This window comes from Parashewanella tropica (assembly GCF_004358445.1).
In the GTDB taxonomy this organism is placed as follows: Bacteria; Pseudomonadota; Gammaproteobacteria; order Enterobacterales; family Shewanellaceae; genus Parashewanella; species Parashewanella tropica.
Window position 1 is genome coordinate 4,149,554 of sequence record NZ_CP037951.1, and the last position, 16,718, is coordinate 4,166,271.

At 43.3% G+C, this 16,718-nt stretch carries 10 protein-coding genes and 1 pseudogene; 6 read left to right on the forward strand and 5 right to left on the reverse strand.

Features of this window, described 5'->3' with window-relative positions; translation table 11 throughout:
- The first annotated feature begins 142 nt into the window (after window positions 1–142).
- The 3 genes from E2H97_RS18425 (at window position 143) to E2H97_RS18435 (ending at window position 3,470) form a co-directional block, all read left to right on the forward strand.
- Entirely contained in the window at window positions 143–394 is a 252-nt protein-coding gene (locus E2H97_RS18425) for a DUF4212 domain-containing protein (protein WP_133408468.1), read from the forward strand.
- A 2-nt stretch (window positions 395–396) separates the two neighbouring features.
- Window positions 397–2,133, forward strand: coding sequence for a sodium:solute symporter family protein (locus tag E2H97_RS18430; RefSeq protein WP_133408469.1), 1,737 nt, complete (start codon window positions 397–399; stop codon window positions 2,131–2,133).
- 96 nt (window positions 2,134–2,229) lie between these two features.
- Window positions 2,230–3,470 (forward strand): IS3 family transposase gene (locus E2H97_RS18435; RefSeq protein WP_133408470.1). Its coding sequence is split into 2 segments (ribosomal slippage): window positions 2,230–2,590 and window positions 2,590–3,470, totalling 1,242 coding nucleotides; the frame shifts between segments, so codons are not numbered across the junction.
- Window positions 3,471–3,504: 34 nt separating this feature from the next.
- Here the strand turns inward: E2H97_RS18435 and E2H97_RS18440 are convergent.
- Window positions 3,505–5,523 (reverse strand): hypothetical protein, encoded by a 2,019-nt coding sequence (locus E2H97_RS18440; RefSeq protein WP_133408471.1) that lies wholly within the window; start codon window positions 5,521–5,523, stop codon window positions 3,505–3,507.
- Between the two features lie 240 nt (window positions 5,524–5,763).
- Between E2H97_RS18440 and E2H97_RS18445 the strand changes: the two genes are divergently transcribed.
- Entirely contained in the window at window positions 5,764–6,204 is a 441-nt protein-coding gene (locus E2H97_RS18445) for a hypothetical protein (protein ID WP_133408472.1), read from the forward strand.
- 3 nt (window positions 6,205–6,207) lie between these two features.
- Window positions 6,208–9,630, forward strand: a complete 3,423-nt coding sequence (locus E2H97_RS18450; protein ID WP_133408473.1) for a PAS domain-containing hybrid sensor histidine kinase/response regulator — start codon at window positions 6,208–6,210, stop codon at window positions 9,628–9,630.
- Here E2H97_RS18450 and E2H97_RS18455 read toward each other — a convergent pair.
- From E2H97_RS18455 to E2H97_RS18470, 4 genes and pseudogenes are all read right to left on the reverse strand, one after another.
- Complete coding sequence (locus E2H97_RS18455) at window positions 9,615–10,280, reverse strand: response regulator transcription factor (RefSeq protein WP_133408474.1); 666 nt, start codon at window positions 10,278–10,280, stop codon at window positions 9,615–9,617. The genes E2H97_RS18450 and E2H97_RS18455 overlap by 16 nt on opposite strands.
- Window positions 10,281–10,450: 170 nt before the next feature.
- A pseudogene (locus E2H97_RS18460) lies at window positions 10,451–13,525 on the reverse strand (efflux RND transporter permease subunit).
- A complete protein-coding gene (locus E2H97_RS18465; RefSeq protein WP_218938228.1) occupies window positions 13,522–14,646 on the reverse strand; it encodes an efflux RND transporter periplasmic adaptor subunit in 1,125 nt (374 codons plus the stop codon). Before E2H97_RS18465 ends, E2H97_RS18460 begins: the two are co-directional and overlap by 4 nt.
- Window positions 14,647–14,658: 12 nt before the next feature.
- On the reverse strand, window positions 14,659–15,522 hold the full coding sequence (locus E2H97_RS18470; protein ID WP_133408476.1) for an ABC transporter six-transmembrane domain-containing protein: 864 nt from the start codon (window positions 15,520–15,522) through the stop codon (window positions 14,659–14,661).
- Window positions 15,523–15,727: 205 nt separating this feature from the next.
- Here E2H97_RS18470 and E2H97_RS18475 point away from each other — a divergent pair, with 205 nt between their 5' ends.
- Window positions 15,728–16,702 (forward strand): hypothetical protein, encoded by a 975-nt coding sequence (locus E2H97_RS18475; protein WP_133408477.1) that lies wholly within the window; start codon window positions 15,728–15,730, stop codon window positions 16,700–16,702.
- Window positions 16,703–16,718 lie beyond the last annotated feature (16 nt).

Consider the following 16,718-nt stretch of genomic DNA (forward strand, 5'->3'; position numbering starts at 1 on the left):
TACCAACTTAGACTAAAGTTGAATATTTTTGTTTCCTATTGGTTGTTAGGGTTTTAACTGAAAAATTGAGTACCTGACCATAAAACCTTTAAGAAATTTATGCTCAGTTACTTACAACAATAAAAAGGAAAAGGAGATCAATGTGGAAACACAAAATAGTTACTGGGCGGAAAATTTACGCCTGATCCTGATCTGCCTCGCCATTTGGTTTGTTTCCTCATTTGGCTTTGGCTTACTGCTGGTAGAGCCGTTAAATGAGTTCCGACTAGGTGGTTACAAGCTGGGTTTCTGGTTTGCACAACAGGGATCCATTTATGTGTTTGTAGCACTTATTTTTTGGTATTCATCGCAAATGAATAAGCTCGACAAAAAATATAATGTAGAGGAAAGCTGATCATGGATGAATTAAAACTGTATACCTACATCGCCGTATTTGGCTCGTTTGCCCTATATTTCGCGATTGCTTGGTGGGCAAGAGCCGGCTCAACCAGTGACTTTTATGTCGCAGGTGGTGGCGTTACCCCAATTCAAAACGGAATGGCAATTGGCGCCGACTGGATGAGTGCCGCGTCATTTATTTCAATGGCGGGTCTGATTGCCTTTTTAGGCTATGGCGGCTCGGTATTCTTAATGGGTTGGACCGGTGGTTATGTACTGTTGGCAACATTACTTGCCCCATACATGCGTAAGCACGGTAAGTTTACCGTACCTGAGTTTATCAGTGACCGATACTACTCGAAAACTGCGCGTATTGTGGCGGTGATCTGCTTAATTATTGCTTCTCTGACTTACATCATCGGTCAAATGAAAGGTGTCGGCGTTGCCTTCTCTCGCTTCCTTGAAGTGGATTACGGTTTAGGCTTAGGCATCGGCATGATGGTAGTTTGGGTTTATGCGGTATTAGGTGGCATGAAAGGCATTACCTACACCCAAATCGCTCAGTACTGTGTACTCATTTTCGCTTACACCATTCCTGCGGTATTTATCTCACTACAACTTACTGGTAACCCAATTCCACAACTTGGTCTTGGTAGCACCTTAGCGGATGGTAGCGGTGTTTATCTTCTTGATAAGTTAGATCAAGTAGTGACGGATTTAGGCTTTAAGGAATACACCACGGATAACCTCGGTGGCACCTTAAACATGTTTGCTTACACCATGTCATTGATGATTGGTACCGCGGGTCTACCACACGTGATCATGCGTTTCTTCACCGTGCCATCTGTAAAAGCGGCACGTTCATCAGCCGGCTATGCGTTAGTGTTTATTGCTCTGCTTTACACTGTCGCACCAGCGGTAGGTGCAATGGCGCGATACAACCTGATCAACACCATTGAACCAACAGCGGGTCAGCACATGGATTACTCTGAGCGTCCGCAATGGTTTAAGGATTGGGAAAAAACTGGACTGCTTCAGTTTGAAGATAAAAACAACGACGGCAAAGTACAGTACAGCGCTGATCCTAAAACCAACGAAATGGTCAAAGTTGACCGTGACATCATGGTACTGGCTAACCCTGCGATTGCAAACTTACCTAATTGGGTGATTGCACTGGTTGCAGCGGGCGGTCTAGCGGCAGCATTGTCTACGGCGGCCGGTCTGTTATTAGCGATATCCTCATCGGTTTCCCACGATCTGATGAAGGGGGTCTTAACCCCCGACATGTCCGAGAAAAATGAACTGCTCGCTGGGCGAATCGTGATGACGCTCTCTATTCTGGTGGCTGGCTATTTGGGGCTGAATCCGCCCGGATTTGCAGCCGGGACGGTGGCGCTCGCCTTTGGTCTAGCGGCATCCAGTATCTTCCCGGCCTTGATGATGGGGATCTTCTCTAAGAAGATGAGTGGTAAAGCCGCGGTTGCGGGTATGTGTAGCGGTATTGGTATCACCATGCTGTATGTGTTCCAACACAAAGGGATCATGTTTATTCCAGGCACCTCGTTCTTGGGTGGCATGGGTGAAAACTGGTTCTTCGGTATCTCACCAAATGCCTTTGGTGCGGTGGGTGCATTAGTGAACTTCGCGGTAGCCTTTACAGTATGTAAGCTCACTGGCGATGCGCCAAAAGAGATCCAACAATTGGTTGAAAACTTCCGTATCCCTAAAGGAGCGGGAGCGGCTCACGACCACTAATAATGATTAAATGGAAAAAGGCTCTAGTTTATGGCTAGAGCCTTTTTTGTTTTTACTGTCCCGTCCTGAAATGTGTTTACACATTTAGGACTTATTATGACAAACCCAGATCCTACCTATATAAAACGTACACAACGTGATTATTCATTAGGCTTTAAATTGCAGGTTGTTGCAGCTGTTGAAAAAGGTGATATGACCTATAAGCAAGCTCAAAAAATCTATGGTATCCAAGGTCGCTCAACAGTACTTACATGGTTGAGAAAACACGGTAAGCTAGATTGGTGTCAACCACCGAAAATAACCATGTCTAAATCACCTAAAGCCAAAGAAACACCAGCTCAAAAGATTAAGCGCTTAGAGCGAGAGTTGAAGGATGAAAAGTTACGTAACCTATTACTTAATGAAGTCGTCGATATTATTGATGCTGAACATGGTATAGGGTTGCGAAAAAAGCTTATAGCCAAGGAGCAAGAAACCTTCAGGTACAAAAGCAAGTAAGTTTAAGCAAGGCTTGTAAGCTTCTTGGCATGACGAGGCAATCAATTTATCAAAGGGAATATAGAGATAAAAAACGGGCTATCATGTTAGCTCCAGTAAAAAATATGGTGCTAGCGTTACGGCGATTTATGCCACGATTAGGCGGTAGGAAACTGTACTATCTTCTGAAGCCTCAACTTATGGAGGAAGGCATAAAGCTCGGGCGAGATGGCCTATTCGACTATCTGAGGGAAGAACACCTGCTAATTCAACCCAAGCGTAGTTATAGGAAAATGACTAACAGTAAGCATTGGATGAAAAAGCATCCGAATTTGTTAAAGGATTACACGCCACAAAGAGCTGAAGAAGTCTTGGTAAGTGATATCACTTATGTGGAAAGTGATGATGGTGTGCATTATCTCTCGCTTGTCACTGATGCTTATAGTCGAAAAATAATGGGCTATGAATTAAGTGATGGAATGAAAGCGACAGACGTGGTTAAAGCGCTAGATATGGCTGTTAGCCATAGGTGTTATAGACGTAACGCAATTCATCACTCAGACAGAGGGTTACAATATTGCTCTGCTATTTATCAGAATAAACTTAAGCAAAATAATATAATACCCTCAATGACTGATGGTTATGACTGCTATCAAAATGCACTCGCAGAGAGGGTGAATGGTATACTGAAGCAGGAGTTCCTTGTATATCAATGTAAAAATATTGATGAATTAAAGTTGCTCATCGATGAATCAATAGCGATATACAACGATATGAGACCGCATTTAAGTTTAGAGATGAAAACACCGAACCAAGTGCATAAAAAAATCCAAGAGCAAATGCTCTTGGATTTACATTAAAACCGTCAACGTATTTTAGGACGAGACATACCGTCTACTTTTTACTTTCAATAAGTTGTTCTAGCTTGTCGTGATTGATCGACTCTAAAATTTCTAAGTGCGTTTCAAAGCCAACACCGAGTTGTTTCTGTTCAATCACTTGGCCTTTTTTACGCTCTATTCCCATTCTCATTTTGCCTTGGTAGTTAAAAAAGCTCATGTTAGTAGAAAGCTTAGAACTAAAGCGTTGAACAGATTGAGGGATGGTAATGTCAACAAAATCTAATCCAAAACGTGTTGAACGACTCCATAAGCCAGAACCTAAATATTGAATCGGGCTCCCTTCTATTTTAGAGATTTCTGTATCAATACCATTTATATCATCAAAGACAAACGTCAACTTGTCTTTGTCGACTCTAAAGTATCTCACCCGTTGATCAGGTCGATAAAACCACGGATGAAACAGCCATGCGATGATGTAATGATTTTCATCAGAATACACAATTGGAGCAGAAGGAATATTAAACTGATAGCCAGCGACTATTGAATTTACGTTTTCAACTTCAGTTGCAAGTGAATAGTTGAAACTAAACACCCCTGCATAAGCCGTAGATGTATTAGGAGTGAGCACCGATGCCGTACCACAGTCCTCGTTCTCCGTGCCCTTTGTCTGACATGTTAGTTCAAAAAAGTTGAGGGCAACCGTTTGGGTTAGCTCAAAAGCAGACATTGAGGAATTATCTGGAAGTGTTTCTAAACCTGTAGCATCGGTAACCTGCGGCCAAACTTGCAAGTCATGATGCGAACTGAGTAAAGCTGAAATATTAGCCCCGCCAACACCGTAACGTTTAGCATTGATAAAATAAGCATAGTCTGAAACATTTTTACTTTGGATCAGTGCATCTAAACCTTCTGTCGGTGACACCAAAAGGGTTTTTCCAACCGCATTGTGACCATTTTCTGTAAATACGATGGTATTAGCATCTTCATTGTCTATTTCAGTAAAGCCTTGCTCCTGCCAGCGACTCAGCTTGAACTCGATACTTCTTGCGGTATTGTTTCCAGCAGAATTTCTGCCATCAATATAATCAAGCTCAACACCATTTGAGAGCAGTTTGTCTTGATAAGTAATGATCCCTAACTTAGACGATGTTGAGTTTGCAAGTTGCTGATAGGCATCAACATTGGCAGCCTGCTTTCTGAGTGCCAATATTTTCATTTCATCAGCAATGGTCACCTTGTTCGATGGCACTGTTCCTGCGCTCACCATCAATGGAAATGACGATTGCATAGACTGAATGGTAAATTGAGGAAAATCTCCTATGCCAGAGTTGCCTTGAGCTTCCTCATCGGAGACTTGCTGAGTTAAATCAGGATAATTGTTTTTGGTGATCGCCTGAGTCATGGCGCTTATTGCTTTCAATTGGTGAGCAACAATATATTCATGACGCTGAGAGTATTGGGTTTCTTCTTCTAGTACATCATCAAGTTTACTTAAATTTGAAACCATCAATTCATTAAACATATTGGCGACTTGATGAAGGTGTTTGGCTTCTAATTTTTGCTGCTCTGAACTCGTATTATCAAACCGCGTACTGACGTAATTTCCACATAAAGGGGCTTCTGTTTGGAGCCTATGCTGTAGTAACTTTGTAGCTTCATCTTTTGTATAGCCAATACTCATTTCATATTGAAGCATAGTGGAGATTGGCGTGATGTTATAACAACCAGCCGGACTGGCTAACTTAAAGGGAGCAGCTATCGGTTGATTGCGTAACACATTAATAGAATCCGTCGTCACTTCAGCCAATAGTGGACAACTGTTGATCTCTGCAGACAGATTATTGAACGCGTAACGCCCTTGTTCATCACTTAAGGTGTGTCGTTCACTGCTGTCACAAACCATATTTTGGTTACAGTCGGTACAGACTTTAGCGTTTTGTATCGGGTCAACTAAGACGGTTCCAGACATTGAGTATGTTTTGGGAGGAGGGCTGGTTACCCTTTGCTTATCGTTACAGGCAACAAGTGTTATCAGCGACAAAAGTGAAATGAAAACCAATGGATACTTCATTCGGTACTCCTTTACCACAAATCCATTTACAGCATTTAAAAAATAGGTGGTTGGCGGTAAGAGTGCAAATAAGGATGACAATAAACAGCCGCGATTTTCCAATTCAGCTAAAACTGATTTTATGGTTTTTTAATGCTGGACATTTGCTCGGAAACCGAATTAACTAGAACTAACAAAAATTGCTCAACTTAATTCTTATTAAGTTCAAAGTATTAAAAGAAAAAAGAAAAAGGACGTCACTTGAATAAGCACACCAAACTTGCCATTGCGATTGCCCCTCTACTCGCCGTTGGCGGATACATACTCTCTGATATGTATATCGAAGACCAAGCCCAACAAGAGCGAATTTTTACCTTAACCCCTGAATCAAATTGCGATGTCTTAGCCAAAGGCTGTGTGTTGGTGTCTGGGGATTTTAAAGTCAACGTTTATGATGAAAATGGGGTGACGTTTATTAACTCCACCTATCCCCTCGATCGAAGCACCTTGTTTTTGGTGGATGAAAACAACAACGCCACCAGCTACCCACTCTATATGAAAGACTCACCTTATTATTGGAGCAGTAATACGCCACTTAGAACCCAAATGAATAAAGTAGGTGATAAGCATAAATTAAGGCTAATCGCCCAAATTAAAGGCGGAAAATACATTTCTGAGTTCTATACACAAACTAACAAGTAAATTATGTTTCATTCTTGGCAGCTGCTTAGCTTTAGCATTCTTTATATTGCGTTACTGTTTTGGGTGGCCTATTTAGGTGATAAATTTCGCCACAAGCTCTATGGCAATAAAAAGGCTGTCATTTATGCCTTAACCCTTGGGGTTTACTGTACTTCTTGGAGCTTTCTTGGTACCACCGCACAAAGTGCCAATAATATTTTTTCCCACATTCCCATTTACCTTGGCCCAATTTTACTCTTTACCTTTGCTTGGCCATTTTTGCTGCGCATTATTCGAGTCAGTTTACAACTCAATTTAACGTCTATTGCCGACTTATTAGCGGTCCGGTTTGGCAAATCCACCAGCTTAGCCAAGCTAGTTACCTTGGTCGCTTTAGTCGGTACTTTGCCTTATTTAGTGCTGCAGATTAAATCCATTGTTTACTCATTTGAGTTACTGCAAATAGAGCCCATCATGCCTCAGTGGTTATTGGGGCTTATCGTCTCGTTGATCATCGTGGTGTTTACGGTGTTATTTGGTATTCGCCATATCCATGTAACTGAAAGTAACCCACAGATGATGCTGGCGATTGCCTTTGAGTCGGTGATAAAGCTCACGGCTTTTGTGGTGCTTGCGGTATTGGTGTGCTTTTTTGTATTCGACTCACCGATGCAAATTTGGCAACAAGCGGATATTGATCTCGATAAGCAATTAAGCTTTCCTAACCTCACCAGTTTGTTTGGCATGTTAGTGGTAGTCATGGCCGCTTTTCTAGCGCTACCACGCCAATTTCAAGTGATGGTGGTGGAAGCCAGCCATGTCAAAGACACCAAATACAGCCGTCCGATTTTTATACTCTATTTAACCTTATTCGCCATTATGGCGATCCCTCTGGGTCTGGCTGGCGTGCTTCTGTTTGGCGATCAAGTGGCCGCCGATTCTTACGTATTGCGACTTTCGATTATGGAGCAAAGCTGGATTAGCTTATTGGTGTTTCTTGGCGCGATATCTGCGGCCAGCTCTATGATGATCATTTCATCCCTTGCATTAAGCACCATGCTGAGTAACGAAATTGTCTTTCCCATCTTATTTCAGTCAAAACATCAGCAAAGTAACTACCAATCGTTTCAAACACGATTATTAAACATTCGAAAAGTATTAGTGCTGCTTATCATTTTGATGGGATACAGTGCATTTTTGGTTATTGACCCAGATAGGCTTGCCTCGCTGGGTGAAATTGCCTTTGGCGCATTAGCTCAGCTCACCCCTGCTTTAATCGCCGCGTTTTATTGGAGAAATGCCAGCTTAACTGGCGTGTTCACCGGGATCACTGTCGGTTTCAGCTTGTGGTTATTTTTAAACTTTTTGCCTAATCTCGGCATTTATGAACTCAGCCTTGCCAATGAGTATTTGTCCAGTAATACCGGTTTTACTTTATTTTCATTAGCGGCGAATACTGTGGTAATGATCTTGATCTCATTATTCAGTCGTAAGAGTGTTCATGAGCGTATTCAAGCGACATTTTTCCATAACGAAACCAGTGAATTATCACAACTTACCCCAAAGCGATTAGCCATTGATAGTTCAGAATTACAATTACTATTGGCTAAGTTTTTGGGCGAAGATACCGCCGAAGAGTGCATGGCGAACTTTAAACGCCAAGTAGAAAACCAATCGTTACCGACAGAGCAATACAATCAAATTTTGATCCACCACGCTGAAAGTGCTCTTGCCAGCATGATGGGCGCCTCATCGGCTCGCATGCTGATCCATTCGGTGCTTCAAGGCCGTAACATCAACCTAACTGAACTGGCGGCGTTAATTGAAGAAGCGTCGAATCAGCAACAATTAAAGAATCTCAGCATATTGCACAGCGCCATCGAACACGCCAGTGAAGGGATTTCGATTGTCGATAAAGAACTCAATCTGGTGGCGTGGAACCGAAAATACTTAGATATTTTTAATTACCCCAAAGGCGTAGTCATCATTGGCGCACCCATTGAAGATCTCATTCGTTATAACCTGTCACAAATCTACGACGAGCACATCGATCTTGAAAAAGCGGTACAAAAACGTCTGGCCTATTTAAAACAGGGAACCCCTCATGCCTCTGAGCGCACCATGAATTCAGGGCAAGTGATCACCATTGAAGGCAACCCTTTGCCGAACGGTGGCTTCGTGATGATGTTCAGAGACATCACCACCTACCGTCAAGCCGAACAAGTGCTTAAAGAGCAAAACCTCGACTTAGAAACCGTGGTGCAGGCTCGCACTAAAGAATTGAAATTGGCTAATGAACAATTGGCCATTTCGCACCAAAAAGCTCGCTTAGCCAACCAAAAGAAAAGCTTATATTTAAAAGCCTGTAGCCATGATTTGATGCAGCCTTTAGAAGCGGCGCGATTATTCACCTCGGCCCTATCGGCTCAAAACAAGCTATCAGATAGCCAGCGCCAGCAAGTGGGAAATATCGAGCAATCACTTAAAGTGGCTAATGATATGTTATCTAGCCTAGGGGACATGGCTCGCATCGAAGGCGGTAATATTAAGGTCAACACCGAAGTGTTCTCATTGTTTGAGTTTTTGACCCAGCTTGAAGAAGAATTTACCCCTGTCGCAGAAGAAAAGCAGTTGGATTTCCATGTCGATAAAGGTGAAGGCTGGCTCAGTACCGACCGTCACTTATTACGTCGTATCCTACAAAACCTGATCACCAATGCTTTTCGATATGCCAATGAAGGACAAATTAGCGTTAGCGTCAATCAACAAGATAGCAAGGTTGATATTGCCGTCATTGATAATGGCCCCGGCATTGCCGCTGAAGATCAAGCGCTGATTTTTGAGCCTTTTACTCAACTGGAAAACAGTAATAGCAAGGGACTGGGGTTGGGGCTCAATATCACTCGCGCCTTTGCCGATAGGATAAATGTCCCCATCTCTCTCACTTCAGTCGAGGGCCAAGGTTGCCGTTTCAGTTTATCCTTGCCTTTGGTGGCCAATCCAAATGCAACTCAACCTCAACAGAAACTGCAATCTAGTCTGCAAGGCGTATCGGTGTTGTGTATTGATAACGATCCTGAAGTCTTGGCCGGAATGGTAGAGTTGTTATCGGCGTGGAAGTGTAATGTGGTGGGTGTCGCCAGCCGAGAACAAGCGATAGAGACCTGCACGCTTCAAGGCAATCGCGTTGAAATCATTCTGGCCGATTACCAGCTTGATGATAACGACAACGGTTTAGATGTGATAAAAGCCCTTCGTGAACATTGCCAAAGAACCATACCAGCAATTCTGATCACCGCCACCACAGAGGCCGACATTGAGCAAAAAGCACAGCAAGCCAAAGCGGGCTACATGCGAAAAATGGTAAAACCCGCGGCCCTAAGAGCCATGATGAGTGCTATGCTCACTCAAACCATGCAAGATAAATATGGTCAGGTGCTTAACTGATGGCTGAAGTCTTCGGTGATCTCAAGTTGGTTTAACACCAATACAGCTTGAGTTCGGTTTTGCACATTGAGCTTGCGGAAAATCGCCGTGGCATGCGCCTTAACCGTGGCTTCAGATACATTCAGCTGATAGGCAATCTGCTTGTTAAGTAAACCTTCGGCGAACATCAACAAGATTTTATATTGCTGCTGAGTTAGGCTTCCTATTTGCTCGGCAACTTGTGATTTACTGGGCGAACTCGACTCATTATCAAAACCAGACGGCAGCCATATTTCACCACTAAGTACTTGGTTAATGGCGTGAAATATGGTTTCGATATCGGTGGATTTAGGAATAAAACCTGAAGCCCCATATTCAATGGCTTGGCTTATGGTGTCTCGGTCTTCGTAAGCTGAAACCACAATTACCGGAATTTGTGGATAATGCTGACGCACATGAATAAGGGTATTAAATCCATGCGCGCCGGGAATATTAAGATCCAGTAACAGTAAATCAGCGTGAGAGTGAGAATCGAGTTTCTCTTCTAACTGTTTAACCGTTTCCGCTTCGATAAATTCCGTTTTAGACATTCGACCGTTCAGGGTTTCCAGTAACGCTTGGCGAAACAAGGGGTGATCATCAGCAATGATCACCTGCTCTGGCAAAAACATTATTGTTATTCTCTTTGTTTATTGGCCTATCAAGCACTCTGCGTTATCCATAACCTCAGTATAAACACGGTGCTTAACTAACCTGAGCTCAGGTTAACTAATTCATTTGATTGTAAATTATTCATTTTTATCATACAAGTCATCCAACAAACAAAGCAACCTTATCCCTTTTATACCAACACATCGGTAGTTTTAGGTAATTTTTTGCACGTCAACCCGAGTAAAATCGGGATCAACAATAAGGTCACCGTCGTCGCAAATAGCTCACCAAATACCAAAGAAATCACTGCGGGCTTCAAGTACTGCGCTTGCTCAGCGGTTTCACTTAATAAAGGTAACAAGCCACATACCGTTGTGACTGTAGTCAGAAAGATAGCCCTAAAACGGCTAGTACCCGCTGTCACAATCGCTTGTTGCAGCTCAGCCCCATTGCGATATTCATGATTAAAACGGGTGATAAGCACTAAAGAGTCATTAATCACGATTCCCGTTAGTGCCATCATCCCAAACATGGATAACAGACTAATGGGTAAATCCATCAGGTAATGACCAAACACCGCCCCTGCAAAACCAAAGGGGATCACCGCCATGATGATAAGCGGCTGCCAATAAGATTTAAGTGGTACTGCCAATAATATGTAAATCAGCAACATGGTTAACAGCATCGCTGCTCTAAAGCTCTCAGAAACCTCTCCCATTTCCTCAAATTCACCACCGGCTTTGATACTAACCTCAGGATATTACTGCTTTAGCGTTTCAATTTTCGTCGTCAATTGGGATAAGGTTTGTTCAGGAGCTTGTATGGCTCGGTTTTGTTTCCAGTACAGGTTAACCACCTGCTCACGGTCACGACGATGTAGTTGTTGTGGTTCTTGTTCAAAATGAAATTCAGCCACGTCACTGAGCAATACCTTACGCCCATTCTCTAATGGTACAAGGGTCTGTCGTAACTGCTCTATTGTCTTGCGCTTAGCTCTCGGATACTGCAATAAGACTTTGGTTTCTAGACCCTGATCCAGCAAGCGGTGGATCTCGCGTTCACCAAAAGCCAAACCAGCTAGATCCGCTAACGTTGCCTGAGTTAATCCCAGTTGTTGTCCATACTCATTTAACACTAAGCGAATATGCGGTGATCCAGCTTGACCATCATCATAAATATCAGCCACTCCTGGTAAGCCTCTTAATTCAGCCGCCAACTGGTGACTTACCTGCTTGGCAAGCTCTCTGTCTTGTGCTGATATGACAATGACGGTATCTCCCGCTGGTGTTGTTCCAGCGCGAAACTGTACTGAGTATGCCCCTTCTATGGGCCCTGTATAGTGACGCCAACGATCGATGATGACATTACTCGGTAATTGACTTAAGGCTTCCGAGGTTAACTCAGCGGTAAATTCAACACTGCCATGGCCATTAGATGAAGACAGTAAGTTGACGATGGGCGAGGTACTCAACGCATAGTCATGCATTAACTCAGCTTCGACTTTACTCATCGCACCTTCAATCTGTGTTAACGCTTGCTGCTGTAATGGCAAAGGAGCGCCATTTTCTAATTCCAGTTCAACACTAATGTATCGCCCAGGGATCTCAGGAAAAAACGCCGAACGAATAGCTCCCGTTGACCACATACCGTAGGCCAGTATGACAAAGGCCATGATCCCCATCAAAGAAGCCCATTTGTAATCCAACACCCTTTCTAAAATAGGTTTATAGATGCGAATATTGAAGCCGTTAAGCCCAGCTTGGGCCAAGGATTGGATCTTCGAAAGCCCTTTAATCGAAGCGGGCTTGTTCGACAACTGGGCTAAGTGAGACGGTAAGATAAATTTGCTTTCTATCAAGGAGAAGAGCAAGGCAAAGATCACCACCGCAGAAAAGCCTGCCAGTACCTTAGCAAAATCATTGTTTATCCATAACATGGGAGAGAAAGCAACGATGGTGGTGAGCACCCCAAATACAGTGGCAACGGCCACCGAATGTACCCCATGCCACGCCGCTTGTTTTCCTTGTGGATACTGTCCTCGCTTTTCATGGATAGCCTCACCCACAACAACCGCGTCATCCACTAGAATACCCAGCACCAGAATAAAACCGAATAAGGTAATGTCGTTAATGCTGTAATTGGTCAGATACATTGAGGCCATGGTACCGGCCATCGCCACTGGGATACCCACAGCGACCCATAGTGCCAAACGGACCTCTAAAAAGATACCAAGCAATATGATAACAATCAGTAAACCTTGCCACGCGTTTGTTCCAAGTCTGCCTAGCTGATCCTCAATATAAGGCGCCATATCAGCCATGGTGTTAAGCTCGATATCGCTTGGCAATAATAGCCGTTGTTGAGCCAATGTTTGCTCAATCGCTTGACTGATATGAAGCAAGTTATCTTTTTGACTGGTGCTGATCAGTAAGGCAATCGCATTGTTGCCATTATTACGTACAATGGCATCGCTACGCTCATAACCACGGCGAATTTTGGCAATATCCCCTAATCGCACCGTGCCTGTCGGTCGGGAAACCAGAGTAAGTTTTTTCAGCTTTTGCACATCATCAGCATAACCATCACCACGAATGGTCATGCGGCCACTGTCACTGACTAGCTCACCGGTACGAGAAACCAATGACATTTTTTCAATCGCAAACGCCACTTGATTAAAGCTCAATCCCAGTCGCTTCAAGGCATCGGGGTCGACCTCAATCAGTAATTGCGGTCTACGGCTACCCCAGTTGGAGACTTTAGAGATCTTTGGATGTTTTTTTAACGCTTGCTCAACCTGCTTGGCTATCGGCTGCAAAGCTTCATCACTTCGAGCACCTGAAATCACCACATAAGCGGCAAGGTTGGTGAATTCATTACGAGTTACTTGAGGAGGTTCAGCCTTAGTGGGAAAACCGCTGATGGCATTAACTCGATTACGAATATCATCCAATAATGCATCCAAATCAGCGCTGCTATTTTTTTGCACCACAACACTCGACATACCAGCACTGGACTCGCTGGTGATCTGTTTGATGCCTGCAATATCACTGATAGACTCTTCAATGCGCTGGGTGACACTCTCATCAATTTGCTGAGCACTGCCCCCGGGATACACGGTTGTTATCGATATGGATGAGGGGGCAATTTGTGGAAAGGACTCAACCCTAAGTTGACCGAACGCCAATACACCACTGGCGATAATGGCAAACATCAACAAATTGGCCCCTACAGGGTTATTAATAAACCATCGTGTTAACCAACTCATTGTGCTGTCTCCAGCCCTTTAATAACAGGAGAGACTTGCTGACCAGACAACATCGACAACAAAGGGTAAATCACAACACGACGTCTACGCTCGCTGTTGTGTTTGAAACGAACATAAACCAGCTCTTGCGCAGCCTCCACCACATCAACCCATTCTTTTTGCAATCGATTGTGCGCATCAAGCGTCCACACATATCCATCACGAGTTAGGGCGCAGGCCTTAATTTTAGCGACATTAGGTTGACGACCTAAAGCGATGTACACAGAGACTTGCTGATTCGGCAGTAACCGAGTGTCCCCTTGATAAGGATGTTTAACAAATAGCACGAATTGTCGTTGCCGAGTCACTTTGTCCACCATAGGCTCGACATAGCGCAGCTGTGCATTCCACTGAGTACCACTGCGAGTAGACACAGACATATCAAGATTATTGAGCGCAGGTTGAATGTGCTGCCAATGCCGTTCAGACACAGGTAGTTCAACATCAAGCGTATCACTGGCAGCAAGCTCAAATAGACTCTGGCCTGCTGTGACCCATTCTCCCGGGCTCACCTGCTTTTGCAGGACAATGGCATCAAATGGCGCTATAATATTGGCTTCGGATAACAAAGTTTTTGCACTAACCAGCGCTTGCTGTGCTTGCTTTAGCCGAGCTTTGGCGGCTAATACTTGTGGCTCCCGGCGGGCATAAGAAGAAGCCGTTTTTGCCGATAATAAGGAAAGTGCCACCGTCTGTTCATGCAGTTCCTGCTTGAGATTAAGCTCAGATTGTTTAAGTTCACTGTAGGCTTGCGCCACGTTGGCTTTAAGGGTGTTAGTATTTAACTGAGCGAGTTTCTGCCCTTTTTTGATCAAGCTGCCTGGTGTGATATCTGGATTTAACCAGATAAGCTGAGCATTACTGGACGCCTTCAATTGAATCGGCCAGCGTGCCGATGTCGTTGCTAATAACTTCAACTGGGCATTATGAATACTCGGGCTCACTTCTTGTACTGTGACAGGCCTTATAGCATCTGACTTAGGCTTAATTTCAGTAGGTTCAGGCTGCAATGCGCCAACCATTACCACCGCCAAGACAATCGCTCCGCATCCCGCTAAGATTGCATATACTTGTTTCATCATCAGCTATTCCTATTAATCTTGTTGCGAGGGTGATTGATTAAGTCGTTGGCTTATTTCAAACAGTCGCGACAAGGCTTGTAATGTCACGGGTAACATCACAGCCGTTTGAACAAACTCTAGAGAATAAGTCACAATCGAAAACACTTGGCCGACACTCGGCTCGACTAAACTGCTCACCATCCATAGATTGCCCAATACAGCCGCAAATAACACCATAAAGATCAGTCCATATACGAGTGCCTCTGTATCCGATAACTTGATTTCACAACGCTTCAGTGCTTCAAAATGGGTGCGAATTGCAGCAAAAGGTTGACCACCAAGCACTTTCACTTGCTGCTCAAGTTGATCATTGAGCGCACCGTTTAAGCGGGAAAACGATTGGTGGAACATCATATAAATAACAAGCATGCCAATGCCTGCACCTAATACGCATACGGCAAATTTGTAATGAAAGGTCGATAAAATAACTACGGTTGCCACCAACTGGACTAAAGCGGTAATGAGCGATGGAAGATCTTCTTCTAAAAAATCTACGAGTTCGCGTGACATGGTTAAGCGTGCATCTTTTACCGACAAGTGTTCTTGGCGCAAATTACGCTCAACCACCCTCGATAATTTAACCCGAATACTCCCGTATACACGGGTATCATAAACTCGTCGCAACACACTGGCGATAACCAACACAAATAGGATCAATCCAAATAAGATCAAGGGTTGCATATCTTGTTTAAGCATTCCATCAATGGCATGACCAATAAACAAGGGAATTAAAATCAAGAATACATTTTCTATCAACACCAGAAACCAAGTGAACATGACTTTAGCTGGGTTAAGTCGAATGATGGAACCTAGGGTAATAGGGTGACTAAACAGCACGATATACTCCAACAATAATGATGGAGTTAGTATTACTTATTCTTAAATAAAAAAAGTGTCCAAAACTGCTGTTCTATTGGAATGAGAAGGAAACGTTCCTCAGCTTATTGTTAGAGTGTAAAGTGAATAAAAATTAACTGTTAAGGCGTTTCGGGGTTTGAAACAATAAACGCCCATGCTCTTGATGCAAGCCGTTAGCTAGCCTATGTCAATCCCAAGCGCTCCCCCACTATCGCCGCCACCGATATCGTATGAGATAGAAGAGTATGTAATGTGTGAGCACTGTGACGCTTCGTTCATTTTGCAAGAGCTTAGTCAATGGTTTGAAACTAAACATCAGCAAGTCGTAAAGCCTCTTATTTCTCAGATGTTTGACCATGAGCTTCCTGTTATGAAGTTACATGCTTGGAAACAGCTACTCCAATACGCATTTCGCTTTGAGGATTTGGGTTTAGTCATCACTCCACAACGTCATTTAGTTGCGGTTTTTAAAGGTAAAAAGCCGGTCGAAATAACGCTTAAAAATACTTTAGACCAACAACTAATAGATTTGGATGAGTATTTTGCAAGAGCAATCGCTTCGTCTAGAGTTACAAATACCTTTGAATCTTTTTGCCTCGACATTCCTCGAACTGACGCCGTATTTGTGAACGCTCAAGAACAAAAAGCGTTTTCTTGTGGGGATAGGATCAAAGACTCTGAAAAAGTGAACTATGGACAAGCTTTTTTTGCATCCGCAACCGATAAGCAATTAATCTACCGTTTTTGTAATCAATTTTTTCCTATAGTACTGATGGAGCAACTTGAAGCATATGCTGAATTGTGTGAGTACTATCATTTTACTCAAAATTATATCTTTGAGTGCTTAGCAAAAAACCAATACTTATTGACTTGCCAGTTAATTTGCTGTCATCCCAAAAATCCATGCTATCCTGGCATTATTCGATACTCTGGTTCTGAATACATCAAATCTATCCTGGTAGTAGCTTCTGTATTAGTGATTGGAAGTCAGTTTATGTGCGTTAATTTCGATAAAAGCGTTAAAAGTGTTGATCCAGAAGCTCTGAAAGACTTTGAACATAAAGGATATGTACTAAAGACAATCACTAAACCAGTCACGCTCCCACCTCCTAAAAAGCATATGTTTTCTAGATGGCGATTAAGAAACCCAGAGGCTTAATCAACCTAAGCTCAGG